The sequence below is a fragment of the Diaphorobacter sp. MNS-0 genome (assembly GCF_019602835.1).
GTDB lineage: Bacteria > Pseudomonadota > Gammaproteobacteria > Burkholderiales > Burkholderiaceae_C > Diaphorobacter > Diaphorobacter nitroreducens.
Window position 1 is genome coordinate 991,959 of sequence record NZ_CP080761.1, and the last position, 25,089, is coordinate 1,017,047.

A 25,089-nucleotide genomic window follows, 5' to 3' on the forward strand; every position below is an offset into this window, starting at 1 on the left:
ACGCTTTGAAATCAAGCACTTACAGCGGTCTGGCGATTTCGCCGGATTGCTACCGAGGAAGTTGGCGGGTAGGCGCTTGCTACGTTCTTGCTACTGAGGGAGAAATGGCGTTTTTCGGCGGCCTTTGGGGTCGCTGAAAACGCGGAGAGTTGAAGTTGTTTTATGAATGGGCCGTTAGCTCAGTTGGTTAGAGCAGAGGACTCATCGAAATGGTGACCTTGCCGTGAAAGCGGCAATGGAAAAACCGGGTGAACTCAGGGAAACCGTCAGCCAGTCAATGGCCCGGCAATCCTGAGCCAAGCTCGCCGAAGGCAGGTCGAAGGACCGGTAGGCGAGAAGGTGCAGAGACTAGGGTGTGAGGAGCCAATCCGATAAGCACCCCAAGAGCGCCCGGCACCCTAACGCGCGCAGCATTTCGCGGCGAGGGTGGTGAGATAGTCCAGGGAATGAGGAAACTCATGCAAACCTGAATCCTTTGGTCGTTGGTTCAAGTCCAACACGGCCTACCATTCATAAGACAATTGGACCCATGCCCCGCACGCCTTCAAGCCCCGCAGACCGCCCCAAGTGGCTGCGCTTCGAGGCGGGTGATGAAGAGTCGCACGAGCTGTTTGCACCCGGCGCCAACTGGCGCAAGCAGGACCAGTATCCGGCGCTCAAGCCGCTGGACAGCTACACGCGCGACGACTACCTGCGACTGGCCTGGGAACTGTTGCGGCGCATGCCGCGTTACCGCAGGCAACATCGCAAGCTCGGTCAGCTGGGCATCAAGTCACCCAGCTTCTTCAAGTCGAGTCCCAAGCATTTCTACACCAGCGACAGCCCTCCGGCTTTTCCGGGCTGGGCAACATGCCCGCTGCGTGGTCACCAGTGCGAACCGCCCATTGCAGGTCAGGACGAGACCTTCGGCTCCTATATCGCGGCGCAGGAGAAAGCGGGGCAGCCATGGTTCGTGATGAACCGATACCGCTGGGTCATGGACCTGTGGGGGATCACCTACGTGCCGAACCCGGCCACGCATTTCGACCACTTGCGCAAGAGCGGCTTGTTCGGTGCGCCCGCTGCTGAACCGCCCCGGGTTTTGAGGAGGCTCCAACACTTGAGAAGATGGAGCTATGAACAAGTCACCGAAGTTCTCCCCGGAAGTGCGCGAGCGCGCCGTGCGCATGGTGCAGGAGCACCGAGCCGACTACCCGTCGCTGTGGGCAGCGATTGAATCGATTGCCCCCAAGATTGGCTGCGTGCCACAGACCTTGAACGACTGGGTCAAGAAGGCCGAGGTCGACAGCGGCCAGCGCCCCGGCACCACCACCTCGGATGCGCAGCGCATCAAGGAACTGGAGCGTGAGGTCAAAGAATTGCGCCGGGCCAACGACATCCTGAAGACGGCCAGCGCGTTTTTCGCGCAGGCGGAGCTCGACCGCCGACTCAAGTCGTGAAGGCCTACATCGACCGCCACCGTGATGACTACGGGGTCGAGCCCATCTGCCGGGCGCTGCAGATGGCCCCGTCGTGTTACTGGCGCCACGCAGCCCGGCAACGCAACGCGCAACTGCGCAGTGCACGCGCCCAGCGTGACGAGGGTTTGAAGGCCGACATTCAGCGCGTGTGGCACGCCAACTGGCAGGTCTACGGAGCCGACAAGGTCTGGCTGCAGATGAACCGCGAGGGCATCGTGGTGGCGCGCTGCACGGTCGAGCGTCTGATGCGTGCCATGGGCTTGCAAGGGGCACGCCGTGGCAGGGCGGTGCGCACCACCACGCCGGATACCTCGGCCCCGTGCCCGCTGGACCACGTCAACCGGCACTTCCATGCCAGCCGTCCCAACGAGCTATGGGTGTCGGACTTCACCTATGTCTCCACCTGGCAAGGCTGGTTGTATGTGGCCTTTGTGGTGGATGTGTACGCTCGGCGCATCGTGGGCTGGCGCGTCAGTCGCAGCATGCAGACGGACTTCGTGCTCGATGCCCTGGAGCAGGCTCTGTACGAACGCCAGCCAGCGGCCCATGTCTTGACGCACCATTCCGACAGGGGCAGTCAGTACGTCAGCATCCGCTACACCGAACGCTTGGACCAGGCGGGCATACAACCTTCGGTGGGCAGCAGGGGAGACAGCTATGACAACGCGCTGGCCGAGACCATCAACGGTCTGTACAAGGCCGAGTTGATTCACCGCCGGGGACCTTGGAAGACCAGGGAATCCGTGGAACTGGCCACCCTGCAATGGGTGCACTGGTTCAACCACGTCCGACTGCTCACGCCGATTGGGGGCATCCCTCCGGCAGAAGCTGAGGCAAACTACTGGAGGCAACTCGCCGCCAGCGACACCTCGACAGAAGTGTCAACTTAAACCAATCGGCCTCCTCGAAAGCCGGGGCGGTTCAGGTCGAGCTATATACCGGGGACGTCCCGTCAGTTTTTGAGCGGTTCAGTGACTTGGTCGGTGCGCAGCACTGGAAGAAGCGAGTTGACCTTCTCAAGGCCGATATCCGAGGCAACAAGCTGCTGAGGGAGCACCTGCTCCAAGAGAATGAGTTTGCTTTTGGCTTGCAGGCGGCGTCCGAACTCACGAAGAAGTATGGCCGGTTGCCCGTGCACCAGATGGACATCAGCCCGCTGTATCCGTGCATGGCCTTTGCCGCTCAGATACTGTCGATTGCTGAATCCTCCGCCGGCCCCCAGCGAGCCCAGCTGGTGCGCCGTGTTCACGGTGCGCTGAAGAACCCTGATGACTTGCGCGGCATGCGCCTGGAGCTGACGGCCGCGACTCACTTTGACCTTGCCCCTGTTTCGTGTAGCTCTTAACCCACGGTTCACGCGGCCTTTTTACGCTGTGCCTCGTACCAGCGCTGCTCGTACTGCATCGGGCTGAGGTAGCCCAGCGACGAATGCAGCCTTCGGTGATTGTAGAAGGCCATCCAGTCCATCACCGCCTGCCTGGCCTGCTCACGGGTAGCAAATTTGCACCCATGTACGCTGGCTGTTTTCAGCCGGCCCCAGAAGCTCTCGGTCGGTGCGTTGTCCCAACAGTTACCCTTTCTGCTCATCGATGAACGCATGCCCCAGCCCTTCAAGGCATCCTGGAACTCATGGCTGCAATACTGGCTGCCCCGGTCGCTGTGGAATATCAGCCCAGGAGGCGGCCTGCGGCGCCACCACGCCATGGCCAGCGCGTCCTTGACCAGGCTGGCCTGCATGTGCGGCTGCAGGCTCCAGCCCACCACCTGACGGTTGAACAGGTCGATGACCGCAGCCAGGTACAGCCAGCCCTCGTCGGTTTGGATGTAGGTGATGTCGCCACTCCAGAGCTGGTTGGGCGCCTCGGGGTTGAAGCGCCGCTGTACCAAGTCGGGCGCCACCGGCAGGCTGTGGCGGCTATCGGTGGTCACCACGAACTTGCGTTTGGTCTTGGCCCTGATGCCGTGCTGCTGCATGAGCTTGCGCACCCGGTCTTTGCCCACTCGGATGCCCCGGGCCAGCAGTTCCTTGTGCATGCGTGGCCAGCCGTATTCCCCCTTCACCTCGGCGTGGATGGCGCGCATGTACGCCAGCAGGGCTTCGTCGCTGTGACGCCGGGCAGGTCCACCGTGGCCAGACTCACGCCGGCGCAGCCAGTTGAAGTACCCGCTCGCGCTGACCTCCAGCACCCCGCAGGACACACTCACCGGGTACAGCTTTCTCATTTGGTGAATCCAGGCGTACCTCGCAGCGTGTCCTGCGCGAAGTACGCCGCGGCTTTTTTTGCGATGTCGCGCTCCATGCGAAGGCGAGCATTCTCTGCACGCAACCGGGCTATCTCCATCTGCTCGGGCGAGACTTGGATGCCCTTGTCACCACCGCCCGCACCGTCCAATTCTCCCTTGGCTGACAGCCGCACCCAGTTGCCCAGGCTCGCTTTGGGGATGCCCAGTACCTTGGCCACCACCGCAATCGCCTGACCCGAGCGGACCTGCCGAACAGCCTCCTGCTTGAACTCTCGCGTGTACTGCGCACGCACCTGCTTGTCACTCATCTCTGAACTCCTTGTCGGTATCTTCAACAAGGGTTAAGAACTCCACTTTTCAGGGGCAACCTCACTTCCTTCGACGTGGTCTCGAAGTTCAATGGCCCGAAGTGACCGGGGGAGGCACGATGGATCTCTTGATCCCGGCTCTCGGACCACAAGGGCTTGAAATCGAGTGCAAATCTATCTCCGATGACAAAGGGCGCAAAATTCCAAAGCGTGACGCCTTGGATTTCTGCGCACTTGTGGCGCCCAAGCTGGATGCTCTTGGGAAAGGGCTGAAAGTAGGTGTCGCGGCTGTACTGACCCTTGATGGGCGCATGCCAGGGAACTTCTTGGAACGTCGGAAGTTGGCGGAATCATTGGTTCGTCATGTGCTGTCTGGCGTCAGCAACTGCCAGTTGGATGGGGCGAATCTGCGAATTCATGAATTCGATCCCCTTCTGCTTGGAGATGTTGGAGACGACGGGCGGCCCGTGATCTCAAGAGACCAAGTCGATACGATTACCGGGACGACAAACAGGCAGGCTCTGATCGTTGGTCGAAAGAGTGGAGGCGCCATCGTCCTAGTGCTTCAGAGCGCGCAAGACGACTCTCTGCTGACCTACACGTTTGACACCCTGTCCCGGTCGGCCAACAGGCAGCTGTCTGGACAAAGAGCCGGGATGTTCCTGTTGGGCCTCGACGGGCTGGAGGCGGAATCGTTGTTGGACCTTGCTCAGCAGGATGGAGCTGGCGATCAGCCACCAACGGCCCTTCGCGTTCGGGTCAGTGAATTTCTGGCCAGCCACGGCCGGGACCATGTCATTGGGGTTGGGTTTATCAGCAAAGGAGGACTACGCCCCGCTGCTGGTGGCGTGACTGACAGTGGGGGCTCCGCCTATGTTTTCCCGAAACGCGAAAGTCCCTTTTGGCATGACGATTTCGCCGGGCTGTTTGCCGAGAGGGCATGAACGGCTTGGCGCTTAGACCCAGCGCAGGGCTTCAGGGCGCCAAGTGGCCGTTGCCTGACTGCTGGCGGTGGCGACCTGCGTCGGTGGCCACAGCAGGTCGTCCAGCAGTGCGACGGTCTCGCCCAGGCTCGCGGCTTCGATGCGGTTCTTGTTCAGGAAGGCCTGCCACTGACGCAGCTTTGCGGCGTCTTCGCTGAACTGCTGGGTCAGTGCCAAGGGCCGCCCGGTGGGCAGGGCGGTCTGGCGTCGGGCAAAGGTGGCGGCAATGGCTGCTGCCAGTGTGGCACCGTCCAGTTCCGTGCGCCGTGCGATCACCGCCAGGTCGAAGAAGTCCTTCATGCGGCTGTTCGCTTGCCCCAGCATCACCATGGCCTGGTATTTCTCTGCGATCACGGTGTAGACCGGATAGACCCGCAGCGTGGGGGCTGGGAAGTCACCCAGCAGAGTCGGGTAAGCCACCGTCTGTGGCCCCGGCGTGACGGCATCGCCGAAGCCCACGTCGATCTGAAGGGCGCAGCGTGCGGAACCGATGCGTGCCACCAGCGTGATGCGGGTGCCGCCGTAGGTGTTGTCCTCGCGAATGGCGTCGGCCTTCACGGATTCGGGGTCAAACACGATGCCGTCGCCCAGGTCCATGGCGGCGATGTCGCGGAAAGTGGCGATCAGGTTCGCCTCGTCGTCAGGGCCAAAGCCCAGCAAGTCAGCGTCCCGCGTCGGGCGGTGCGGGGTGTCGTACCACAGCGCAAAGAGCAGGGCGCCCTTGAGCAGAAAGCGGTCAGCATGCGGGGACGTGCTGACGCGGGCCAGCAGGCGCTCCATGCCGTAGCGGTTCAGCAGCAGGTTGTAGTCGTCGCCGCGCTGTTTGGCGAGGGTCAGCAGTCGGGCCAGGATCGACGCGGATAGGTTGCCGGTCATTGCGTCACCGCCTCCAGATAGGGCTGCATGACACGGTCGACCCGGTTGATCTTGGCGAAGTGGCTCAGTTCGGCTATGGTGACCTTGCGGCTGCGCCATGCATCTTTCAGCGCCTCCAGCGCCACGTCCAGGCCAATCTTGTTGCGGAACTTGAAGCAGTCGGCCACGGTCTTGGCGGCGCTGTACACGCGGATGGGGGCACCGTGTTCGGTCACGGTCTGGATACCGTTGCTGTAGGCGGTGCCGCGCAGGCGCGTGATGCGCAGCGTGGGGTAGCTCAGCGCCGGGGTCTGTGTCGCTTCGGGCAGCGCAATCCACACTTCATGCGGCAGTTGCGTGCCGATCTCATGAAATTGCAGCGCACTCAGCAGGCACAGCACTGCCTTGGGCACGCGCTGGCAGACCTCGATCAGCGTCTGGTGCTCGGTGACTTCAGCATCGGGCAGTCCATACAGGCCACGGCCCAGCCGTTGCAGCTTTCCGGCCTGGTGTAGCCGGATCAGCAGCTGCGGTGACCAGCCATGCTCGCGCACATCCGCTGCCCGCAGCACGCGCCGGTGCCGGGCCAGTTCGAGGATGTGGTCAGACTGGTTCATGAGGGGGTAGTTTAATATCCGCATTACTTTTATTCAAGTGATGCGAAATTCAATCAGTCCCGCGCCGTGGTTCTACTGCTCGCCGATCTTGCGCATGGCCGCCGTGGCTTCTTCCATGGCGTTGCGAACCGGGGCGACGATCAATCGAGCGTAGACCTTGGTGGCTTCCGGGGTCTTGTGGTTCAGAACCCTGCCGATGATGGGCAGGCTGGTGCCGCTGCTGGCCAGCCAAGAGCCCAGCGTGCGGCGCAGGTCATGGATGTGCAGGTCACGCATCTCGTAGTGCTGCAAGTGCAGTCCGTGCTTCTCCGCCAACGGCGTGTAGCGTTCGATGGCCTGGGCCGGGAAGTCGATGGCCTCTTCCAGGGCCAGTTGGTAGTCGAAGGTCTTGGCCGTTGCCTTCTCCGTCAATGCCTCCACCAAACCCAACGCCGTGCCGCGCGCCAGCATGCGCTCCCAAGCCCCTCGTGGCTCCACCAAATGACCGCATTCGCCGGAACCAGGGAACACGAAAAGAGAATCGCTGCTTTGGGCAGCCTTCTTTCTTCGTTCCAGAACCTCGATGGCCTCGGGGGTCAGCAGCACGGTCTGTGGCTCGCCATTCTTTGTTCTCTCGATGTTCCATTCCTTGCGTTCAAGGTGAACATCCGGCCATTGCATCGACATGACGTTGCTGCGGCGTGCTCCCGTGTACAGGGCGAGTTTCACGAAGTCACGCACCAGCTCGTTCGATTCATGCTCCATGGCCAGCATGAGGCGGGGCATCTCATCGGGGAGTACGAATCTTGAGCGGGACTTCTCCCTGTACTTGTCCATTCCCCGGCAAGGATGATTGCCGTCGAAGTAGCCCCACTGGATGGCACGGCTGTACATCGAGCTGATGAGTGCAATCACGCGGTTGGCCGTCGTCGGGATGTGGCCCATCTTTGCGTGATGGGAGATCAGCTGAGCGCGCGTGATGTCTGACAGCCGCAGCTTTGCAAGGTTGACGCCGTACCTGTTCGTGTCGATGTGGCGCTCGAATTTTTCGATGTCCTCCTTGTGGGACACCTTGCGGACGGACGAGTGCCGCTCGTAGTAGACCTTGAAGAAGTCGGCCAGCGTTATCTCGCTGCGTCGTTCGCGCATCGACTCGGCAGGGTTGAGGTCCTGCGCGATGTCTGCATTCAGCGCCGCGACCGTCTTGCGAGCTTGCTCGATGCTCACATCCGGGTAGCGCCCGATCTTGATGCGCTCTGGCCTGCCTTGGATGCGTCGGTAGAGCAAGAAACTCTTCCGGCCGGTCTTGCCGACGCTGATCGCGAGTCCTTTGGTGTCTGTGTCGTAGAAGTAGGCCACACCTTCGGACGGCAGCGTCAGCCGGTCGAGGGCGCGCTTGGTGAAATTTAGCAGGCCGTTGAAAAATCCCCCGCCGACGCCCGCGTTGGCCGCTACGATCTGAAGCCATCGGTGAACGACCCAGACGAGGACGATGAGAGGCAGTCAAGATTTCCAGGGGGCGATGTTCAGCTACATCAGCCTTGAAGAGCGCGTGCCGCAGGCACACCCGCTGCGCAAGTTGCGCGCGGTGGTTGATGCGCTGCTGGCAACCATGAACCGCGAGTTCGAAGCGGTGTACGCCCGCCGTGGCCGCCCATCGGTGCCACCGGAGATGCTGCTCAAGGCCTTGCTGCTGCAGATCCTGTTCTCCATCCGCAGCGAGCGCCAGTTGGTCGAAGCGATCAACTACAACCTGCTGTACCGCTGGTTCGTGGGCCTGAACATCGAAGACAAGGTCTGGGACCACTCCACTTTCAGCGCCAACCGCGAACGTCTGTTCAACGAAGACCTCGCCCGCGCCTTCTTCGAGCGCGTCAAGCTCAGTGCCCAGTGGGGCAAGCTCGCCAGCGACGAGCACTTCAGCGTGGACGGCACGCTCATTGACGCCTGGGCCTCGCACAAGAGCTTCAAGCGCAAAGACGACGACAGCGGCACGCCGCCTGGGCGCAACCCCGAGGTGGACTTCAAGGGGCAGGAGCGCTGCAACGACACCCACGAGAGCACCACGGACGCCGATGCCCGGCTGTTCAAGAAGAGCCAGGGCGACAAATCCCGCCTGTGCCACATGGGGCACATCCTCATGGAGAACCGCAACGGGCTGATCGTGGATGTCGAGATCACCCACGCCAGCGGCACGGCCGAGCGCGAGGCGGCGCTGGCCATGTTGGAGCGTCGGGGCAACAGGAACAAACGGGCCACGGTCGGTGCCGACAAGGGCTACGACAGCAAGGCCTTCATCAAAGGCTGCAGAAAGCTCAAAGTCACGCCCCACGTGGCGGCCAAGGACAAACACTCGGCGGTGGATGCGCGAGTGACACGGCACGAGGGCTACAAGACCAGCCTGAAGGTGCGCAAGCGCATCGAAGAGGCCTTTGGCTGGATCAAGACCGTCGGTGGTCTGGCAAAGACCAAGCTGATCGGTCAGGCCAAGCTCACGGGCCAGGCGCTGCTGTGCTTTGCCACCTACAACCTTGTGCGAATGGGCAGCATCGGCGGCTGGTGGGACGCGCATCATGCGTGAGCCCAGGGATACGTGCGCCCGAAATGGGCGGGAGGGCCTGCAAACCGGCCAGATGGGCCGTTGCAATCGCTGCGCAGACGCGTCTGGGCAGCTCGTGTCTTCGCACTCAGCGTCCCTGATGCGTTCGAAAAGCACTTTTTCAACGGCCTGTTAGGCGGTTGCTGGGGGTCGGTTGGTCTTTGTGCATGCGGGAAATCTTGCTACGCGGTGGCTACGAGCCCCGTGCCTTTTGCAGAGATAGATCGCACGCTTGCTAGCCGAGCGTTGATCGAGGCCGGTCACGGTTTACCGAGACTTGCCGTTTGACCCGCAGGGCTGTTGAGGTTGTTAACGTCCGTTGTCCGCAGATGGCGACGAGTGGCGAAAAACAACATTAGCCGTAACCATGCTCATAATCCTTTGGTCGTTGGTTCAAGTCCAACACGCCCTACCAAGTAGATAAAGGAAACCCTGCTATCGTTTTGGTAGCATGGTTTTTTGTTTCCCGGGTCATGTAGCCACCATGTAGCCGTTGGGGCGCAATTTCCGTCAGTGGTCAGTTGCTGGGGGCGTCGTGAACCCAGCCCGTGCGCTCGACTTCGAGGGACCGTATTTTTCCGCGAAGCGCAATGCAAAGCTCTGTGGCCTGAATTCGCATGTCTCGCGCCGTCTCTAGGTTCCCTTTGCAACCGGTCGTGGATTGCTCTCTAAAGAATGCTGCGCGTGTCGTCGCTTCAAGCGCACCGGCTATTTCCTCATCGAGACGTTTTATAAAAAGCTGGAACCTGTTGTTCGACATGCCGCTAAGCGCCACAGCGCGGGACGTGGCTGTAACGCGAGTGGTGCCAGCGAGGAAATAGAGGTTTGTCGCTTCGGCTTCAATTTCAGCGGCGGCCAATGTGAGCCGCTCCAGTTCCAGCGTGAATTTGTCTTGTTCGGCTTTCGCAGTCACAAACTTCGACAACTGGTGCGCCTCGGTTGCGGTTTTCCAAGCCCAGTAAGCGGCTGCCGCACTCACCGCACCAGAGAACGCCGACAAGTAATCTGTGAAATTGGACATGCTATCCCCCCGTTGCTCGTTGGAGGCGAAGGTTACCTTGCCCACGTTGCCCCAAGGACTCAGTGTTTAGCTTGGAAGCTTTGCGATTACCTTGATTTCGAACTGGAAGCCGTAAAGCCAGGTTACGCCGATACCGGTCAGCGTGGGATAGGGGGCATTGCCCCAATAGTCCGGCACGATCTGCCAAATGCGCTCGAAATTCTTCTCGGGGTCCACTACGAACACCGTCACGTCGACTACGTCGTCAAAGCTGCACCCGGCTGCCTCCAGCACAGCGTTCAGGTGAGTGAAGGCGAGGCGGACTTGAGATTCCAGATCGGGCTCTGGCGTGCCATCTGCACGGCTGCCCACTTGGCCCGAGACGAATAGAAAGCCGTTGGACCGGATCGCTGGTGAGTAGCGGTTCTTCTCGTAAAGAGCTTGGCGGCCTGGCGGGAAGACAACGTCGCGTGGAGGCATGGGACATCTTTCATTGGATAAAAGAACCCACTGTAGGCACTGTATCTGTTCGGATAAACAGGAAAGTATCATCAAGACTGTTTGCAGAATCTGGACAATCTCCTGACCTCTATGGATCGTTTCGACGCTATGGTGGCCTTTGCTCGCGTGGTAGAGACACGCAGCTTTACCTAGGCCGCTCAAACGCTGCACATGAGCAAAACTACGGTAACTCAGCTTGTGCAGCAGTTGGAAGCGCGTTTACGGGTCAGGCTTTTGAACCGCACCACCCGCAAAGTGAACGTGACAGCCGAAGGTGCCGCCTATTACGAGCGTGTCGTGCGTCTGTTGGGTGACCTGGATGATGCGGAGACCAGTCTGATCAGTGCCTCAAGGAGGGTGTGCAGAATTTTGTGTAAACGGACAATCCACCGCCGGCGTAAGCCGGCCTGTCCGTAAGCACAATGAACACCAAGAAACACGACGTACCCGAAGAACTGCTGTCTGGCCTGCTGGCCAACTACAAGAAGCCCGAAGACCTCATCGGCGAGAACGGTCTGCTCAAGCAACTTACCAAGCTGCTGGTCGAGCGAGCCCTGGACGCTGAGCTGACTGAGCACCTGGGCCATGAACGCAACGAGGCGGTGGCCAACCCCGCTGGCAACACCCGCAACGGCAAGAGCAAGAAGACCCTCAAGGGCGAGTTCGGCGAATTGCCCATCGAAGTGCCACGCGACCGCCATGGCAGCTTCGAGCCTCAGCTCATCCCCAAGCACCAGACCCGCTGGGCCGGCTTCGACGACAAAATCATCTCGCTGTACGCCCGTGGCATGACGGTGCGCGAGATACAGGCCCACCTCGAAGAGATGTACGGCACCGAGGTCTCACCCAGCCTGATTTCCTCGGTGACAGATGCCGTGGCCGACGAGGTCAAGGCCTGGCAGGCCCGACCGCTGGAGCCGATTTATCCCATCGTCTATCTGGACTGCATCCATGTGAAGGTGCGCGAGGGCGCGGTGCGGGTCAAGGCGGTGTACCTGGCCATCGGCATCACCATGACGGGCGACAAGGAGGTGCTGGGCCTGTGGCTGGCCCAGACCGAGGGCGCCAAGTTCTGGCTGCAGGTGGTCACCGAGTTGCGCAACCGGGGCGTGCAGGACATCTTCATCGCCTGCGTCGATGGGCTCAAGGGCTTCCCTGACGCCATCGAGGCAGTCTTCCCCAAGGCGGTGGTGCAACTGTGCATCGTTCACATGGTGCGTCACAGCCTGAACTACGTCTCATGGAAGCGCCGCAAGGAAGTGGCGGCCGACCTGCGCCGTATCTACACGGCCGCCACCGCCGAGGAGGCCGAACTGATGCTCGCAGAGTTCGAGGCCCGATGGGATGCCGAGTACCTGCCCATCGGCCAGTCCTGGCGCAGGAACTGGAGCCGCTTGACCCCGTTCTTTGACTACCCGCCGGAAATCCGCAAGGTCATCTACACCACCAATGCCATCGAGTCGGTGAACATGGGCCTGAGGAAGCTGACCAAGAACCGGGGCTCATTCCCCAGCGATGAGGCGCTGAGCAAGCTGTTCTACCTGGCCCTGCGCAACATCAGCCAGAAGTGGACCATGCCCATCCGGGATTGGAAGGCTGCGCTGACCCGCTTTACCATTCAGTTCGGAGACCGCATCTCCGTCAACTGAAGTCCGAACCGTTTACACAAAAATTCGGACACGCCCGCCTCAAGCGCGCCTCAAGGCCGCCTGCGGGTGGACGTGCCCAGCCCTCTGGCACGCATGGTCCTTGTTCCGGCTTTTGCTGCATTCCATGCGCGCTATCCGGACATCCAGCTGCACATGGGTGTAAGTGACCGAGTGGTCGATCTGATCGATGAAAACGTCGATTGCGTGGTGCGGGGAGGTGAGCCGGGCGACGCCTCGCTTGTGGCAAGGCATGTAGGCGATCTTTCCATGGGGCTGTATGCGGCACCTACATACTTGGCGAATGCCGGAATGCCCTTGCACCCCAAGAACCTGGAGGCCGCACCGCACCACATCGTGGGCTTTCTGGGATCAAGCACCGGACGCGTCTTATCCTGCGTATTGCACCGCGGTGACGAACAAGTGCGCGTGATGGGCCGTTACGCGATTGCCACCGATGATGGCAATGCCTACCTGGCGGCAGGCGTTGCTGGTCTGGGGGCGCTCTGGTTGCCTCAGTACATGGCAGCGCCGCATCTGGCGCGGGGTGAACTGGCGCCGCTGTTTGAGGACTGGTCCATTGCGCCGATGCCGCTGTATATCGCGTTTCCTCCCAACCGTCATATGGGCGCTCGGCTGCGGGTGTTCATGGATTGGATGGTTGAACTGATGAAGACGCATGCTCCGCTGTCCGGGGCGGTTCCGCATCGGCGCTGAGAGGAGAGGCGTTGGACTGCGCCAGAGGATTGCGCCACCTGGCAGCTAACGGGTGCGGCGGCACGACCTGCAGCTCACAGCTTCTCTGGCCATAACGACAAGCGGCGCTCTTGGGGCACACTCTGATTGATGACTGTCGCCAGCTCCAGCATTCAACTTGAATCTGCCCCGGCCTCGTTCAAGAGCGCCAAGGCTTTCGATGCATGGTTGAGGAAGAACCATGCCGCTTCGGGCGGCCTCTGGCTCAAGATCGCGAAAAAGGGCGCTCAAGAACCCAGCGTTACTTACCCCCAGGCGTTGGAAATCGCACTCTGTTGGGGCTGGATCGACGGTCAGAAAAAAGCTCTCGACGATCAGCACTACCTCCAGCGTTTCACGCCGCGGCGCGCGCGCAGCATTTGGTCGAAAGTCAACATCGACAAGGTCGAGGCACTCATAGTGGCGGGCCGCATGCAGGCGCCTGGCTACGCCCAGATCGAAGCGGCCAAGGCCGATGGGCGCTGGGCACGGGCTTATGACAGCGCTCGTACGTCTACCGTACCCGAGGATCCGTTGGCCGCGTTGGAATTGACGCAAAGGCCAAAGCCTTCTTTGCAACGATCAATGCGGCCAATCGTTACGCGGTACTGTGGCGTATCCAGAAAGCCGTGAAAGCAGAAACGCGCGCCAGACGTATCGCCCAGTTGGTTGATATGCTCGCACGCGGCGAAACTATCCACCTTTTCAAAGCCCGCGCCCGCGCCCGAGAGTGAATGCCACGCGCATGGTGCACCGGCTTGCTGTCGGCTCCAGTCCTTTAAGCACTACCAGTCCCCAATAGCACACCCCGCTATCGCGTTGATAGCGGGGTTTGTTTTTTCACTGCCGATCAACGCAACGGCAGTCGGCTGCGCGGCTGCGTTGTTCGGAAATCGCACTACGCGCAAATAGGCCGTTGCCTACGGCGCGGGACCGGTCCGCCTCACACCATGGGCTTCTCTTGCATTCCAACCCCACAACCTGGAGAAGACCCATGCCCAAGCCACGTTATGACGAAGCCCAGCTCAAGGATCTGCTGTTGCAGATGATGGAAACCGAGCTGGGTGGTGAGCAGGTGTACCGCGCAGCGATCGACTGCGCGACCAATGAAGACCTCAAGAAGGAATGGGAGGGCTACCTCGACGAGACGCTGTCGCACCAGAACGTTGTACGCACGACCTGCGAAAACCTGGGAATTGACCCCGAAGAGGTGGTGCCTTCGCGCCTGGTGGTCAAGCACATCGGCGATTCGCTGGTCAAGGCGATCGAGTTGGCCCGGCAGGCCGGCAATCCTGCGCAGGCCCAGTTGGTCGCCTGTGAATGCGTGGTGCATGCCGAGACCAAGGACCACGCCAACTGGGAACTGCTGGGCAAGGTGGCAGAGGTGGCGACCGGGGATGTCGGTCGCGCCCTGAAAGATGCCCACGAGCGCGTGGAGAAAGACGAGGATCACCACCTGTACCACACCAAGGGCTGGTGCCGCGAGCTGTGGATTGCAAGCCTGGGCATGCCGGCGGTGCTGCCTCCGCCGGAAGAGGTCAAACAGGTGGAGACCGCCATTGGCGCGTCGCGCGCGGAGCAGCAACGCGACGCGATGCTTTGAGGAGGCTGCGTGGCGCGCCCTGCCGCATTGCGCCGCACGCCGCTGCCGCGCAGCAAACACGTGCTGCTGTTGGTGGATGTGATCAATCCGCTGAATTTCCCTACAGCGGCAGACCTGCTGCCGGGAGCGGTACGCGCCGCGAACGCCATTGCGCGGCTGAAGGCACGCCTGGCGCGGCGCGGGGTCACGGCGATCTATGCCAACGACAACTACGGCACGTGGCACAGCGACTTCCGTGACATTCTTACGGCCTGCCTCGCGCTGCCGGGGGCGCGCGGCGAGATGGCCTGCCAGCTTGCGCCCGCGCCGCAGGATCTGGTGATCCTCAAGCCACAGCATTCGGCGTTCCATTCGACTCCCTTGCAGCATTTGCTGGACAAGATGCAGACCGAGCAGCTGATCATCGTGGGCCTGGCCGCCGACATGTGCGTGATGCTGACGGCCACCGATGCGCGCATGCTGGGCTACAAGGTGTGGGTGCCGTCGGATTGCACCGCCGCGGAATCGGAACACCGCAAGACGGGGGCCCTGCGGCAATTGCATGAGGTGTTCAAGTGCGCCGTACGGCCTGCGGTACGGGCGGCTGCACGCTGACTGACCGGAGCGACCGCTATGTTCAACCTGGACTTACCCGCCGCGGAGCTGGTGCTGCGCGCCGCCATGGTCTACGGCCTGCTGCTGGCGCTCATGCGCGTCAGCGGCAAGCGCACCGTCGGGCAATTCACGCCGTTCGACCTGCTGGTGGTGATGCTGGTCAGCGAGGCCGCGGGTCCGTCCATGACGGGCAAGGACCAGTCGCTGTGGGGCGGTCTCATCGTCTGCCTGGTGCTGATCGGATTGAACATCCTGGTGGGGGTACTCACGGCCCGCTTTCGCATGGCCGAGAAACTGCTGGAGGGCGAGGCGATCCTGCTGGGGCGCAATGGGCATGTCTTTGACACGGTGCGCAAGCGGCATCGCGTATCGGAGAACGACGTCGAGCGGGCGTTGCGCGAGGCCGACTGCGACAGGAAGGACATGCGCTACCTCTTCCTGGAAGCCGATGGCAGCTTGAGCGTGCAAAAGCACCGCGAGGGCTAGCCCCCTCGCTGCCGTGCCGGGTTACCGATGGTGACGGCCCGTGCACCGCGGCTGCGGTATGGTGCTGCATTTTTCGGAGCAGGAGGCAACAGGCATGCGTTATTTCTTAAAGACAGGCGGCGCCGTGGCCGTGGTAGGACTGATGATGGCAGGTTGTTCGTCGATCGGACCGGGCAGCAGCCCGGCGCCCGCGCCCATTGGCGCCAGCACGGCCCCGGTGGGCGGTGAATGCAACGCCCAGGGTGCGCAGGCGGCGGTGGGTAAAAATGCCACGGCCAAGGTGGTGGAGGACGCGCGCGTGCGCTCCGGCGCGCGCTTGGCGCGCGTGCTGCGCCCGGGCCAGATGATCACCAAGGAGTTCGATGGCCAACGCCTCAACCTGGAGGTGGACGCCAGCGGCAAGATCATTGCCGTGCGCTGCGGCTGATCAGCCGCAGGAATGTGGCGCTGATGAAGTGTGCGCGGCTGTGACCGGGCACGCTTCGTCGGTGTGCTTTCGGCGCCCGCTCAGTCCGCCAGGAAGAGCGCCTGCAGGTCGCTCAGAAAGTCAAAGCCCCGCTGCGTGGGACGCACGCGCTCCATGTCGCGCGTGATCAGGCCCTGCGCCTCGGCCTGCTGCAGGCCAGCGGCTATGGCCGTGATCGCCAGGCCCGTACGGGCGGTGAAGTCCTGCAGCGCAAAACCCTCCTGCAGCCTTAGCGCATTGAGCATGAACTCGAACGGCAGGTCCGCGCGGCGCACGTCGTCGTCTTGCGCGATGGCGCGCCCTGCGAGTGCTCCGGCCATGTAGAGCTGCGGATCGCGCAGGCGCACCTGGCGCACCACCCGGTGCGCAAAGCTGAGCTTGCTGTGCGCGCCCGCGCCAATGCCCAGATAGTCGCCAAACTGCCAATAGTTGCGGTTGTGCACGCATTGGTGGCCCTCGCGTGCATAGGCCGATACCTCGTAGCGTGCAAGGCCTGCCGCGCCCGTCAGTTCGGTGATGCGGTCGAGCATGGCATAGGCTGCATCGTCCTCGGGCAGCGGTGGGGGGTATTTGGCGAAGTAGGTGTTGGGCTCGATGGTCAGGTGGTAGATGGAGATGTGCGGCGGCTGCAGCGCGAGCGCGGTGCGCATGTCCTCGTCCAGCTCGGCCGGCGTCTGGCCGGGCAGGGCGTACATGATGTCGAGGTTGAAGGTGTCGAAGGCCTGTGCGGCTTCTTCCACCGCGGCCAGCGCCTGTGCGCGGTTGTGCACGCGGCCCAGCGCCTGCAGGTGCCGGTCGTTGAAGCTTTGCACGCCGATGGACAGCCGCGTGACCCCCGCGCCGCGGTAGGCGCGAAAGCGCTCCTTCTCGAACGTGCCGGGGTTGGCCTCCAGCGTGATCTCGCAGCCCGCGTCCAACCGCAGGCGCGCGCGGATGTCGCCCAGCAGCCGGTCGATGGACTCGGGCGCAAACAGGCTGGGCGTTCCGCCGCCGATGAAGATGCTGTGCACCGTGCGGCCCCAGATCAGCGGCAGGGCGGCCTCCAGGTCGGCCAGCAGGGCGTCGATGTAGCGCGCTTCGGGCACGCCGCCTTCGCCGCCTACGCCGCCGCGCGCCTCGTGCGAGTTGAAGTCGCAGTACGGGCATTTGCGCAGGCACCACGGCAGGTGCACGTACAGCGACAGCGGCGGCAGGCTGGACAGCTGCAGCAGGCCGGGGCGCATGTAGTGCTGCACGTCGCGCAGCGGCGCGCCGGACTGCGCGGCAGGGAGGATGAGGATGGTCATACGAGTCTAAAAACCATAGCTGCTGGCGCTTGCCTGACAACCGTTTCAGTATCAAAAGACATTGAAACCCTTATCTGGCAAGCGCTAACCGCTCACCTTTCTGATGTTCCGGCAAACCAGTGCTCGCGCATCAGCTCCAGCATCTGGCGCGACGAGCGGCCGCGGTGGCTGTGGGCGTTCTTCACATCGGGCGGCAACTCGGCAAAGGTCTTGCCGAAGGCGGGCAGCACCATCACCGGGTCAAAGCCGAAGCCGCCCGTGCCGCGCGGCGCGCGTGCAATCTCGCCGGCCACGCGGCCCACGGCGATCAGTGGCTCGGGGTCCTGCGGGCTGCGCACGGCCACCAGCGTGCTGACCATCGCGGCGCGGCGGTCGTCGATGCCCTGCATCTGCTCCAGCAGCGCGCGCACGTTGTTGGCGTCGCCCTTGTCGTAGCCGAACTGCGTGGCGTAGTAGGCCGTCTGCACGCCGGGCTGCCCGCCAAAGGCCTGCACGCACAGTCCGGCGTCGTCCGCCAGCGCGGGCAGGCCGGTGTGGGCGCTGGCAAAGCGGGCCTTGGCCAGTGCGTTCTCGACGAAGGTGTGGAACGGCTCCTCGGCCTCGCCCACGCCCAGTTCGGCCTGGGGAATGAGCTGCACGCCCAGCGGGGCCAGCATGGCCTGCAGTTCGGCGAGCTTGCCGCGGTTGTTGGAGGCGAGTACGAGTTTCATGGTCAAAAAGGTCTTTAGCGCATATCAATCAAGCGCAAACAGCTATCAATTGCGTAGCGACTGCCGTTGCAGGGCGACCAGCTCGGCGATGCCCTTCTCGGCCAGCGCCAGCAGTTGGTCCATTTCCTGGCGCGAGAAGGCCGCGCCCTCGGCCGTGCCTTGTACCTCCACATAGTGGCCGGCGCCGGTCATCACCACGTTCATGTCGGTGTCGCAGGCCACGTCCTCCACATATTCCAAGTCCAGCAGCGGTTGGCCCTGCACGATGCCCACGGACACGGCGGCCACCGCCCCGGTGAGCGGCGATGCGCTGATCTTGCCCGCAGCCAGCAGGGTGTTGACCGCGTCCTGCGCCGCCACCCAGGCGCCCGTGATCGCGGCGGTGCGTGTGCCGCCGTCGGCCTGGATCACGTCGCAGTCGATCTGGATCGTGCGCTCACCCAAGGCTTTGAGATCAAAGACTGCCCGCAGGCTGCGGCCGATGAGGCGCTGGATCTCCTGCGTGCGTCCGCTTTGCTTGCCGCGCGCGGCCTCGCGGTCGCTGCGGGTGTGGGTGGAGCGGGGCAGCATGCCGTACTCGGCCGTCACCCAGCCTTCGCCGCTGCCGCGCTTGTGCGGCGGCACCTTCTCCTCGACCGACGCGGTGCACAGGACGCGCGTGTTGCCGAACTCGATGAGTACCGCGCCCTCGGCATGCATGGTGTAGTGGCGCGTGATGCGGATGGGGCGCAGCTGGTCCAGGGCGCGGCCGCCGCTGCGAGCAAAGGGGGTGGTGGTCATGGCAGGTCCAGGTCAAAGAAGGGGCTCCCCGCGCTCCTGGCGGAGAGCGGAGGAGGCGGTGCGCCCGGGCCGCGGCCTACAGCTTGCGCGCGGCAGAGCGCCGGATGGCTTCGTTGATTTCGGCGATCGAGCGTTCGATGGTCTCGTCGTCCAGGTCGTCCGCAAAGCTCTCCAGCGGGCCAGCCTGAATGGTGGAGGCGAACACGTCGTCACTGATGCTGTCGGTGGAAATGCCCTGGGTGGACTCGAATGTGTCGGGGGTTTCCCACTCCATGGCCACCACGGTCACGTTGTCGCTGCCGTCCCCGGCCTTGCGCAGGGCGTCCTCGACCAGGTCGGGCACGGCGTTGGAGACGGTCTGGCGGCCCAGCTGGCGTGCGATGGTCTCGTCGTCCAGCGCGCCCCACAGGCCGTCGGAGCACAGCAGGATGCGGTCACCCTGCTCCAGCAGCACGGGGCCGGCCACGTCGTACAGCGGCTTGGTGGGAGAGCCCAGGCAGGTGAACAGCACGTTGCGGTTCACGCGCTCCAGCCCGGCGATGGCGGCGTTGCGCAACTCCAGGTAGGAGTGGTCACGCGTGCGCATGAGCAGCTCGCCCCCGCGCACGAGGTACAGGCGCGAATCGCCGCAGTGGATCCAGCTGGCGCGCCCGTCTTGCACCACGGCGATCACCAGCGTGGTGCGCGGCGTGTCGAGCATGTCCTTGGTGGTGCCATAGCGCAGGATCTGATGGTGCGCGCCCAGCAGTGCGGTGGAGAGGAATTCCTGCACATCCTTCAGCGTGGGCTTGGCTTGGCGCTGGAACATCGCGGAGACGGTCTGGATGGCGATCTGCGCGGCGACCTCGCCCTCCGGGTGGCCGCCCATGCCGTCAGCCAGCACGAACAGCACCGACTCGCGCGTGTAGCAGTACCCCATGCGGTCTTCGTTCTTCTCGCGCCCGCCGCGGCGGCTGATCTGAAAGACAGAGAACTTCATTTAGGCCGCGCTCCCAGACCGGTGGCTTCGCCCACCTTTTGCACGTTTTTCTTGGTGTCCGACACCAGGGTGTCGAGCTGCATGCGCATCTTCTCGGCCACCGACAGCTTGGTATAGCGGCGCTCGCCCTCGCGGCTGAGCTCCTTTTGCAGCGCGAACACCGATTGCGGGCGCGACAGCGGATCGAGCGCCATGCACCATTCGACCACCTCGATCAGGTTGTCCGAATACACGCCGCGCAGCTTGTTCAGCGCCAGCGACAGGCGGTCCTTCTCCTGGCGCTGCGGCGCCTCGTTGGGCGGAAATCCCTGCATGCACGCATAGATGCAGGCGCCAACGGCGTAGATGTCCGTCCAGGGGCCCATCTGCGAGTCGCGGCGGTACATCTCGGGCGCAGCAAAGCCGGGGGTGTACATCGGGCGGATGAAGTTGCCCTCTTTGGAGAGTACCTCGCGCGCGGCGCCGAAGTCGATCATCACCGCGCGGTTGTCGTCGGTGATGAAGATGTTGGCGGGCTTGATGTCCAGGTGCAGCATCTTGTGCTGGTGCACGATGCGCAGGCCGCGCAGCACCTCATCGAACAGCGAGCGGATGGTGGACTCGCGGAACACCTTCTGTGTCTTGAGGTCGCGTGCGGTGATGATGAAGTCCTGCAGGGTCGCGCCCTCCAGGTAGTTCATCACCATGTAGACGGTCTCGTTCTCGCGGAAGAAGTTGAGCACGCTCACCACGGAGGCGTGCGAGATCTGCGCGAGCGCACGGCCTTCCTCGAAGAAGCTCTTGAGGCCCAGGCGGTAGAGCGAGAGCTTCTCGGGCGGCACCTTGGGCAGCAGTTCGCCCGGTGCACGCGTGGCCAGAGAAGCGGGGAGGTATTCCTTGATGGCCACTTGCTGGCCTTCGGCGTCAATGGCGAGGTACACCACGCCAAAACCACCGGAGGACAGCCGTCGCACCACGCGGTAGCCGCCAATGGCGGTGTCGGGGGGCAGGGGGGCCGGCTTGATTTTTGACATAGGAAGCGAAGGCAGTCGTGGGCGCGGGTGGGGAACCCGGATAATCGCTGGATCGCAAGCAACCAACCACCGAAAAGTCCAATGGCAGTTTACAGCATGACCGGATACGCCAGCGTGCAGCGCGGCGTGGCTACTGCAGGGGACGACAAGGACGGGCCCGTACGGCGCCTGGGCCTGGAAATACGTGCGGTCAACAGCCGCTTTCTGGACCTGTCTTTCCGCCTGTCCGATGAACTGCGCGCCCAGGAGCCGGCGCTGCGCGCCCTGCTCACGCAGCGCCTCAAGCGCGGCAAGGTCGAGGTGCGCGCTTTCGTGGACAATGACGACTCCGCCGCGCTCGCCGAGCCATCCCCGCGCATCTTGCAACGGGTAGGCGCGGTGCAGGATGCAGTGCGTTCGTGGCTGCCCGACGCCAGGCCGCTGTCGGTGGCCGACGCGCTGCGCTTGTGCGCCAATGCCGGTGCTCCTGCGCTGGACTGGAGCGAAACGGCAGCGCGCGCGGCCGAGCAGGCGCTGGACGACCTGGTGGCCGCGCGCCAACGCGAGGGCGAACGCCTGGCCGCCATGCTGCAGGAGCGCATCGCGCAGTTGCGCGAGCTGGCCCGCCAGGCGGTGCCGCTGGTTCCGCAGCTCGTGGAGCAGCAGCGCCAGCGCTTCATGGAGCGCTGGAAGGAGGCCATGTCGCTGGCCGAAGGCGCGGTGGTGCCCGAAGCGGCCCAGGACCGCGCCCTGACCGAGGCCACGGCCTTTGCCATCCGCATCGACGTCGCGGAGGAAGTCACGCGGCTGCAGTCGCACCTGGACGAGATTGCCCGCCTGCTCAAAAAAGGCGGCGAGGTCGGCAAGCGGCTGGACTTTCTGATCCAGGAACTGCACCGTGAAGCCAACACGCTGGGCTCCAAGTCGGCCGCCATGGACCTCACGCGCATCAGCGTGGACATGAAGGTACTGATCGAGCAGATGCGCGAGCAAGTGCAGAACATCGAGTGATAATCCTGTTTTGATAGCGGCTCACGCACACTCCATATGGACTATCCCGGAAATTTGTTTGTAGTCTCTGCCCCCAGCGGGGCGGGTAAATCCAGCTTGGTCAAGGCCCTGCTGGAGCTGGACTCGCATGTGCAGCCCTCCGTGTCGCACACGACCCGCGCGCCACGCGGGCAGGAAAAGCACGGCCGCGAGTACTTCTTCGCTTCCGAGCAGGAGTTCGACGCGATGGTGGCGGCTAACGGCTTCGTCGAGTGGGCGAACGTCCATGGACGCCGTTACGGAACCTCCCGCAAGGTGATCGAGGAGCGCGTGGCCCAGGGGGCGGACGTGGTCTTGGAAATCGACTTTCAGGGCGCGCTGCAGATCAAGCAGGCCTTCGCGAACGCCGTGCTGGTCTTTGTGCTGCCGCCCAGCTGGGACGAGTTGCGCGCCCGGCTGGAACGCCGGGGCGAAGATGCGCCCGACGTGATCGACCTGCGCCTGGAGAACGCGGCAGAGGAAATGGCGCAGGCCAGCAAATTCGACTTCGTTATAATCAATGAGGTTTTTGAGCGAGCGCTTTTCGACCTGAAAACCATCGTTCATGCCCAGCGTCTCAAGTACGCCGCCCAGCGCCGCGCCCGGGCCGAAACCTTCGAGTCGCTCAATATTCCCTGATCCCTGGAGAACACCATGGCCCGCATTACCGTGGAAGACTGCCTCGAGCAGATTCCCAACCGTTTTCAACTGGTGCTCGCCGCCACCTACCGTGCCCGCATGCTCAGCCAGGGCCACGCCCCCAAGATCGAGAGCCGCAACAAGCCAGCTGTGACGGCACTGCGCGAAATCGCCGCTGGCAAGGTCGGCCTGGAAATGCTCAAGAAGGTTCCGGGCTGAGCGATCGTCAGCCTCCGGTGATCCCGGTAAAAGAGCACCGCGTGGCGGTGCTTTTTTTTGCCTGCGCTTGCCGCTCGGGCGGGGCGCGCTACATTTAAGCCATGAACGTCGTGTTGAACAAGGCAGCTGTTGACAATCCGCAGGTCGTCCCTGTGGCGGTTGACAGTTCTTCTGCTGCGGCCGCCAACGCCGCGGCGGCGAGCTTTGCTGCGCTGCTGGAAAAACTCGACTACCTTGACGAAGCCAGCATCGAGCAGGTGCGCCAGGCGTACCGTTACGCCGATGAAGCGCACTTGGGGCAGTTGCGCAGCAGTGGCGAGCCCTACATCACGCACCCGATTGCCGTGGCGGCGCTGTGCGCGAGCTGGAAGTTGGATGTCCAGGCCCTCATGGCAGCCTTGCTGCACGACGCCATGGAAGATTGCGGCATCACCAAGTCCGATCTCATCGACCGGTTTGGTGCGCCTGTTGCGGAACTGGTGGATGGTCTCACCAAACTCGATAAGCTGCAGTTCAATACCCGTGAGGAGAACCAGGCCGAGTCGTTTCGCAAGATGCTGCTGGCCATGGCGCGCGACGTGCGCGTCATCCTCATCAAGCTGGCGGACCGCACGCACAATATGCGCACGCTCTCCGACATGCCGCGCAGCAAGTGGGGCCGCATTTCGTCGGAGACGCTGGAGATCTATGCGCCCATCGCGCATCGGTTGGGGCTGAACCAGACCTACCGCGAACTGCAGGACCTCGCCTTTCGCCACCTGCATCCATGGCGCTATGCCACGCTGTCCAAAGCGGTCACGAAGTCGCGCAACCGACGCCGCGACATCGTGCAGAAGGTGCAGACGGAAGTGGATGCCGCATTTGCGCGGTTGGGCATGCACGTGCGGCTGGCGGGGCGTGAGAAGACACTCTTTGCGATCTACCAGAAGATGATCACCAAGCACCTGAGCTTTGCGCAGGTGACGGATCTCTATGGCTTCCGTGTCATCGTGCATTCGGTGACGGACTGCTATACCGCCTTGGGTGTGTTGCACCAGATGTACAAACCGGTGCCCGGCAAGTTCAAGGACCATATCGCCATTGGCAAGCTCAATGGCTATCAGTCGCTGCATACGACGCTGGTGGGACCTGCTGGCCTGAATATCGAGTTTCAGGTTCGCACCGAGGAAATGCACATCGTGGCGGAAGCGGGTGTGGCGGCGCACTGGCTCTACAAGGCGAAAGATGCGGATGGCGCGGTGGCAGAACGCCTGGGCACCAAATGGCTGCAGTCCTTGCTCGACATCCAGAATGAAACGCGCGACGCGGCCGAATTCTGGGACCACGTCAAGGTGGACCTGTTCCCAGATGCCGTCTATGTCTTCACGCCCAAGAGCCAGATCATGGCCTTGCCCCGCGGAGCCACTGCGGTGGACTTTGCCTATGCGATCCACAGCGACGTGGGCGACCGCACCACGGCGGCGCGCATCAACAACGAACAGGTGCCCCTGCGCACCGAACTCAAGAACGGGGATGTGGTGGAAATCGTTACCACCCAGGGCGCCCGGCCCAACCCGGCTTGGCTGGGGTTCGTGCGCACAGGGCGCGCGCGTTCCAAGATTCGCCACTATCTCAAGACGCTGGCGCAGAACGAGTCGGCGGGCCTGGGCGAGAAACTGCTGACCCAGGCGCTGCGCGCCGAGGGCATCGAACAACTGCCTGACGTGCAGACCCAAGCGCCCATTTGGGAAAAACTGCTGCGCTTTACGGGCAATCGCAGCCGCGCGGAACTCATGACCGATGTGGGACTGGGCAAGCGCATTGCCGGCATCGTGGCCAAGCGCCTGGTCGTGTTGCTATCGGAAGATGGCCAGCGGCCTGATGCATTGCTGCTGACCCGCGAGCGCTACAGCTCCCATGAAACAGTCTCGCAAGGGAGTATCACCCTCGACGGCAGCGAGAATGCATCTGTTCAATATGCAGCGTGTTGCCGCCCGGTGCCGGGTGACCCCATCGTGGGATACCTGGGCCGCGGCGAGGGCCTGGTGGTCCATCACGCGCAATGCGGGGTAGCCAAGAAACTGCAGCACAAAGATGGCGAGCGCTTCATTGCCGTCGACTGGTCCGATGAGCCTACCCGCCAATTCGAGACCGGTATCACCGTGACCGTGACCAATGGCAAGGGGGTACTGGCTCGCATCGCATCCGAATTTGCCAACTCAGAGGCAGATATCGTCCGTGTGGACATGGACGATGCGATGGACACCACTGATCTGCGTTTTGTGGCAGCGGTGCGTGATCAACACCATGTAGAGGCCGTGTTGCGCAATCTGCGCCGCACGCATTCCGTATTGCGAGCGTTCCGCGTGCTTCCCCAGCCCGCTTGAGGGCCTGGGTTCG

General features: G+C 62.9%; 25 protein-coding genes, 3 pseudogenes and 1 other annotated feature. Of the genes and pseudogenes, 17 read left to right on the top strand and 11 right to left on the bottom strand.

The annotated features are described in order from the left end of the window. The first annotated feature begins 529 nt into the window (after positions 1–529). From K2L43_RS04745 to K2L43_RS04755, 3 genes are all read left to right on the top strand, one after another. Positions 530–1,216 (top strand): hypothetical protein, encoded by a 687-nt coding sequence (locus tag K2L43_RS04745; RefSeq protein ID WP_083766726.1) that lies wholly within the window; start codon positions 530–532, stop codon positions 1,214–1,216. Further along, positions 1,116–2,350, top strand: a protein-coding gene (locus K2L43_RS04750) for an IS3 family transposase (protein WP_085947515.1) whose coding sequence is annotated in 2 segments (ribosomal slippage) — positions 1,116–1,404 and positions 1,404–2,350 — 1,236 coding nt in all. Because the reading frame shifts where the segments join, the coding sequence is not laid out codon by codon here. The genes K2L43_RS04745 and K2L43_RS04750 overlap by 101 nt, the downstream gene beginning before the upstream one ends. Next, positions 1,394–1,510: a sequence feature (AL1L pseudoknot), on the top strand. (Overlaps the previous gene by 117 nt.) A gap of 86 nt (positions 2,351–2,436) precedes the next feature. Further along, on the top strand, positions 2,437–2,805 hold the full coding sequence (locus K2L43_RS04755) for a hypothetical protein (protein ID WP_220638608.1): 369 nt from the start codon (positions 2,437–2,439) through the stop codon (positions 2,803–2,805). A gap of 8 nt (positions 2,806–2,813) precedes the next feature. On the opposite strand, the gene K2L43_RS04760 is transcribed toward K2L43_RS04755, so the two are convergent. Continuing rightward, positions 2,814–4,012, bottom strand: a protein-coding gene (locus K2L43_RS04760; protein ID WP_103738857.1) for an IS3 family transposase whose coding sequence is annotated in 2 segments (ribosomal slippage) — positions 2,814–3,745 and positions 3,745–4,012 — 1,200 coding nt in all. Because the reading frame shifts where the segments join, the coding sequence is not laid out codon by codon here. 119 nt (positions 4,013–4,131) lie between these two features. Between K2L43_RS04760 and K2L43_RS04765 the strand changes: the two genes are divergently transcribed. Further along, positions 4,132–4,956, top strand: coding sequence for a hypothetical protein (locus K2L43_RS04765; RefSeq protein ID WP_220638609.1), 825 nt, complete (start codon positions 4,132–4,134; stop codon positions 4,954–4,956). Between the two features lie 12 nt (positions 4,957–4,968). Here the strand turns inward: K2L43_RS04765 and K2L43_RS04770 are convergent, their stop codons facing one another. From K2L43_RS04770 to K2L43_RS04780, 3 genes are all read right to left on the bottom strand, one after another. Further along, the gene (locus tag K2L43_RS04770) at positions 4,969–5,871 is read right to left on the bottom strand and encodes a nucleotidyl transferase AbiEii/AbiGii toxin family protein (protein ID WP_011804354.1); all 903 of its coding nucleotides are present in this window, start codon (positions 5,869–5,871) and stop codon (positions 4,969–4,971) included. Then, the gene (locus K2L43_RS04775) at positions 5,868–6,467 is read right to left on the bottom strand and encodes an AbiEi antitoxin N-terminal domain-containing protein (protein WP_049756454.1); all 600 of its coding nucleotides are present in this window, start codon (positions 6,465–6,467) and stop codon (positions 5,868–5,870) included. Before K2L43_RS04775 ends, K2L43_RS04770 begins: the two co-directional genes overlap by 4 nt. 72 nt (positions 6,468–6,539) lie before the next feature. Beyond that, positions 6,540–7,949, bottom strand: a complete 1,410-nt coding sequence (locus K2L43_RS04780; RefSeq protein WP_370633109.1) for a tyrosine-type recombinase/integrase — start codon at positions 7,947–7,949, stop codon at positions 6,540–6,542. On the opposite strand from K2L43_RS04780, the gene K2L43_RS04785 reads away from it, so the two are divergent. Further along, the gene (locus tag K2L43_RS04785) at positions 7,939–9,027 is read left to right on the top strand and encodes an IS5-like element ISDisp1 family transposase (RefSeq protein ID WP_011803559.1); all 1,089 of its coding nucleotides are present in this window, start codon (positions 7,939–7,941) and stop codon (positions 9,025–9,027) included. The two genes, K2L43_RS04780 and K2L43_RS04785, sit on opposite strands and share 11 nt — an antisense overlap. 535 nt (positions 9,028–9,562) lie before the next feature. Here K2L43_RS04785 and K2L43_RS04790 read toward each other — a convergent pair. Beyond that, on the bottom strand, positions 9,563–10,066 hold the full coding sequence (locus K2L43_RS04790; RefSeq protein ID WP_196995045.1) for a hypothetical protein: 504 nt from the start codon (positions 10,064–10,066) through the stop codon (positions 9,563–9,565). A gap of 66 nt (positions 10,067–10,132) precedes the next feature. Continuing rightward, positions 10,133–10,525 carry a Rid family hydrolase gene (locus K2L43_RS04795; RefSeq protein WP_196995046.1) on the bottom strand — a complete coding sequence of 131 codons (393 nt, stop codon included), beginning with the start codon at positions 10,523–10,525 and terminating at the stop codon, positions 10,133–10,135. Positions 10,526–10,636: 111 nt separating this feature from the next. Between K2L43_RS04795 and K2L43_RS04800 the strand changes: the two are divergent. From K2L43_RS04800 to K2L43_RS04835, 8 genes and pseudogenes are all read left to right on the top strand, one after another. Then, positions 10,637–10,897, top strand: a pseudogene (locus K2L43_RS04800) (LysR family transcriptional regulator); the annotation flags it as partial. Between the two features lie 71 nt (positions 10,898–10,968). Next, positions 10,969–12,195, top strand: a complete 1,227-nt coding sequence (locus tag K2L43_RS04805; protein ID WP_011804356.1) for an IS256 family transposase — start codon at positions 10,969–10,971, stop codon at positions 12,193–12,195. A 36-nt stretch (positions 12,196–12,231) separates the two neighbouring features. Then, a pseudogene (locus K2L43_RS04810) lies at positions 12,232–12,909 on the top strand (LysR substrate-binding domain-containing protein); the annotation flags it as partial. Between the two features lie 129 nt (positions 12,910–13,038). Then, positions 13,039–13,661 (top strand): annotated as a pseudogene (locus K2L43_RS04815) (YdeI family protein). 260 nt (positions 13,662–13,921) lie between these two features. After that, positions 13,922–14,530: a hypothetical protein gene (locus K2L43_RS04820; RefSeq protein ID WP_135148457.1), complete on the top strand. Its 609-nt coding sequence runs from the start codon at positions 13,922–13,924 to the stop codon at positions 14,528–14,530. A 9-nt stretch (positions 14,531–14,539) separates the two neighbouring features. After that, on the top strand, positions 14,540–15,124 hold the full coding sequence (locus K2L43_RS04825; protein WP_011804359.1) for an isochorismatase family cysteine hydrolase: 585 nt from the start codon (positions 14,540–14,542) through the stop codon (positions 15,122–15,124). Between the two features lie 18 nt (positions 15,125–15,142). Next, a complete protein-coding gene (locus tag K2L43_RS04830; RefSeq protein ID WP_011804360.1) occupies positions 15,143–15,610 on the top strand; it encodes a DUF421 domain-containing protein in 468 nt (155 codons plus the stop codon). A 94-nt stretch (positions 15,611–15,704) separates the two neighbouring features. Beyond that, positions 15,705–16,037 carry an I78 family peptidase inhibitor gene (locus tag K2L43_RS04835; RefSeq protein WP_011804361.1) on the top strand — a complete coding sequence of 111 codons (333 nt, stop codon included), beginning with the start codon at positions 15,705–15,707 and terminating at the stop codon, positions 16,035–16,037. An 80-nt stretch (positions 16,038–16,117) separates the two neighbouring features. Here the strand turns inward: K2L43_RS04835 and hemW are convergent, their stop codons facing one another. From hemW to K2L43_RS04860, 5 genes are all read right to left on the bottom strand, one after another. Then, positions 16,118–17,362, bottom strand: a complete 1,245-nt coding sequence (gene hemW, locus K2L43_RS04840) for a radical SAM family heme chaperone HemW (protein ID WP_220638611.1) — start codon at positions 17,360–17,362, stop codon at positions 16,118–16,120. Positions 17,363–17,454: 92 nt separating this feature from the next. Then, the gene (gene rdgB, locus K2L43_RS04845; RefSeq protein ID WP_220638612.1) at positions 17,455–18,072 is read right to left on the bottom strand and encodes an RdgB/HAM1 family non-canonical purine NTP pyrophosphatase; all 618 of its coding nucleotides are present in this window, start codon (positions 18,070–18,072) and stop codon (positions 17,455–17,457) included. A 45-nt stretch (positions 18,073–18,117) separates the two neighbouring features. Beyond that, positions 18,118–18,852 carry a ribonuclease PH gene (rph, locus tag K2L43_RS04850; protein ID WP_123675098.1) on the bottom strand — a complete coding sequence of 245 codons (735 nt, stop codon included), beginning with the start codon at positions 18,850–18,852 and terminating at the stop codon, positions 18,118–18,120. A 76-nt stretch (positions 18,853–18,928) separates the two neighbouring features. Beyond that, the gene (locus K2L43_RS04855; protein ID WP_011804365.1) at positions 18,929–19,831 is read right to left on the bottom strand and encodes a PP2C family serine/threonine-protein phosphatase; all 903 of its coding nucleotides are present in this window, start codon (positions 19,829–19,831) and stop codon (positions 18,929–18,931) included. After that, positions 19,828–20,844 carry a serine/threonine-protein kinase gene (locus tag K2L43_RS04860; protein ID WP_015912601.1) on the bottom strand — a complete coding sequence of 339 codons (1,017 nt, stop codon included), beginning with the start codon at positions 20,842–20,844 and terminating at the stop codon, positions 19,828–19,830. Before K2L43_RS04860 ends, K2L43_RS04855 begins: the two co-directional genes overlap by 4 nt. 96 nt (positions 20,845–20,940) lie before the next feature. On the opposite strand from K2L43_RS04860, the gene K2L43_RS04865 reads away from it, so the two are divergent. From K2L43_RS04865 to K2L43_RS04880, 4 genes are all read left to right on the top strand, one after another. Further along, on the top strand, positions 20,941–21,834 hold the full coding sequence (locus K2L43_RS04865) for a YicC/YloC family endoribonuclease (protein ID WP_041835906.1): 894 nt from the start codon (positions 20,941–20,943) through the stop codon (positions 21,832–21,834). 36 nt (positions 21,835–21,870) lie between these two features. After that, entirely contained in the window at positions 21,871–22,491 is a 621-nt protein-coding gene (gene gmk / locus K2L43_RS04870; RefSeq protein ID WP_011804388.1) for a guanylate kinase, read from the top strand. A gap of 15 nt (positions 22,492–22,506) precedes the next feature. Next, positions 22,507–22,710, top strand: a complete 204-nt coding sequence (gene rpoZ, locus K2L43_RS04875) for a DNA-directed RNA polymerase subunit omega (RefSeq protein WP_011804389.1) — start codon at positions 22,507–22,509, stop codon at positions 22,708–22,710. A 101-nt stretch (positions 22,711–22,811) separates the two neighbouring features. Then, positions 22,812–25,076, top strand: a complete 2,265-nt coding sequence (locus tag K2L43_RS04880; RefSeq protein WP_220638613.1) for a bifunctional (p)ppGpp synthetase/guanosine-3',5'-bis(diphosphate) 3'-pyrophosphohydrolase — start codon at positions 22,812–22,814, stop codon at positions 25,074–25,076. Positions 25,077–25,089: the final 13 nt, after the last annotated feature.

Excerpts from the sequence above, each read along its gene's own strand:
- K2L43_RS04745 (WP_083766726.1), top strand. The coding sequence starts at position 530 with ATGCCCCGCACGCCTTCAAGCCCCGCAGACCGCCCCAAGTGGCTGCGC.
- K2L43_RS04765 (WP_220638609.1), top strand. The coding sequence starts at position 4,132 with ATGGATCTCTTGATCCCGGCTCTCGGACCACAAGGGCTTGAAATCGAG.
- K2L43_RS04770 (WP_011804354.1), bottom strand. The coding sequence starts at position 5,871 with ATGACCGGCAACCTATCCGCGTCGATCCTGGCCCGACTGCTGACCCTC.
- K2L43_RS04775 (WP_049756454.1), bottom strand. The coding sequence starts at position 6,467 with ATGAACCAGTCTGACCACATCCTCGAACTGGCCCGGCACCGGCGCGTG.
- K2L43_RS04785 (WP_011803559.1), top strand. The coding sequence starts at position 7,939 with ATGAGAGGCAGTCAAGATTTCCAGGGGGCGATGTTCAGCTACATCAGC.
- K2L43_RS04790 (WP_196995045.1), bottom strand. The coding sequence starts at position 10,066 with ATGTCCAATTTCACAGATTACTTGTCGGCGTTCTCTGGTGCGGTGAGT.
- K2L43_RS04795 (WP_196995046.1), bottom strand. The coding sequence starts at position 10,525 with ATGCCTCCACGCGACGTTGTCTTCCCGCCAGGCCGCCAAGCTCTTTAC.
- K2L43_RS04805 (WP_011804356.1), top strand. The coding sequence starts at position 10,969 with ATGAACACCAAGAAACACGACGTACCCGAAGAACTGCTGTCTGGCCTG.
- K2L43_RS04820 (WP_135148457.1), top strand. The coding sequence starts at position 13,922 with ATGCCCAAGCCACGTTATGACGAAGCCCAGCTCAAGGATCTGCTGTTG.
- K2L43_RS04830 (WP_011804360.1), top strand. The coding sequence starts at position 15,143 with ATGTTCAACCTGGACTTACCCGCCGCGGAGCTGGTGCTGCGCGCCGCC.
- K2L43_RS04835 (WP_011804361.1), top strand. The coding sequence starts at position 15,705 with ATGCGTTATTTCTTAAAGACAGGCGGCGCCGTGGCCGTGGTAGGACTG.
- hemW (WP_220638611.1), bottom strand. The coding sequence starts at position 17,362 with ATGACCATCCTCATCCTCCCTGCCGCGCAGTCCGGCGCGCCGCTGCGC.
- rdgB (WP_220638612.1), bottom strand. The coding sequence starts at position 18,072 with ATGAAACTCGTACTCGCCTCCAACAACCGCGGCAAGCTCGCCGAACTG.
- rph (WP_123675098.1), bottom strand. The coding sequence starts at position 18,852 with ATGACCACCACCCCCTTTGCTCGCAGCGGCGGCCGCGCCCTGGACCAG.
- K2L43_RS04855 (WP_011804365.1), bottom strand. The coding sequence starts at position 19,831 with ATGAAGTTCTCTGTCTTTCAGATCAGCCGCCGCGGCGGGCGCGAGAAG.
- K2L43_RS04860 (WP_015912601.1), bottom strand. The coding sequence starts at position 20,844 with ATGTCAAAAATCAAGCCGGCCCCCCTGCCCCCCGACACCGCCATTGGC.
- K2L43_RS04865 (WP_041835906.1), top strand. The coding sequence starts at position 20,941 with ATGACCGGATACGCCAGCGTGCAGCGCGGCGTGGCTACTGCAGGGGAC.
- gmk (WP_011804388.1), top strand. The coding sequence starts at position 21,871 with ATGGACTATCCCGGAAATTTGTTTGTAGTCTCTGCCCCCAGCGGGGCG.
- rpoZ (WP_011804389.1), top strand. The coding sequence starts at position 22,507 with ATGGCCCGCATTACCGTGGAAGACTGCCTCGAGCAGATTCCCAACCGT.
- K2L43_RS04880 (WP_220638613.1), top strand. The coding sequence starts at position 22,812 with ATGAACGTCGTGTTGAACAAGGCAGCTGTTGACAATCCGCAGGTCGTC.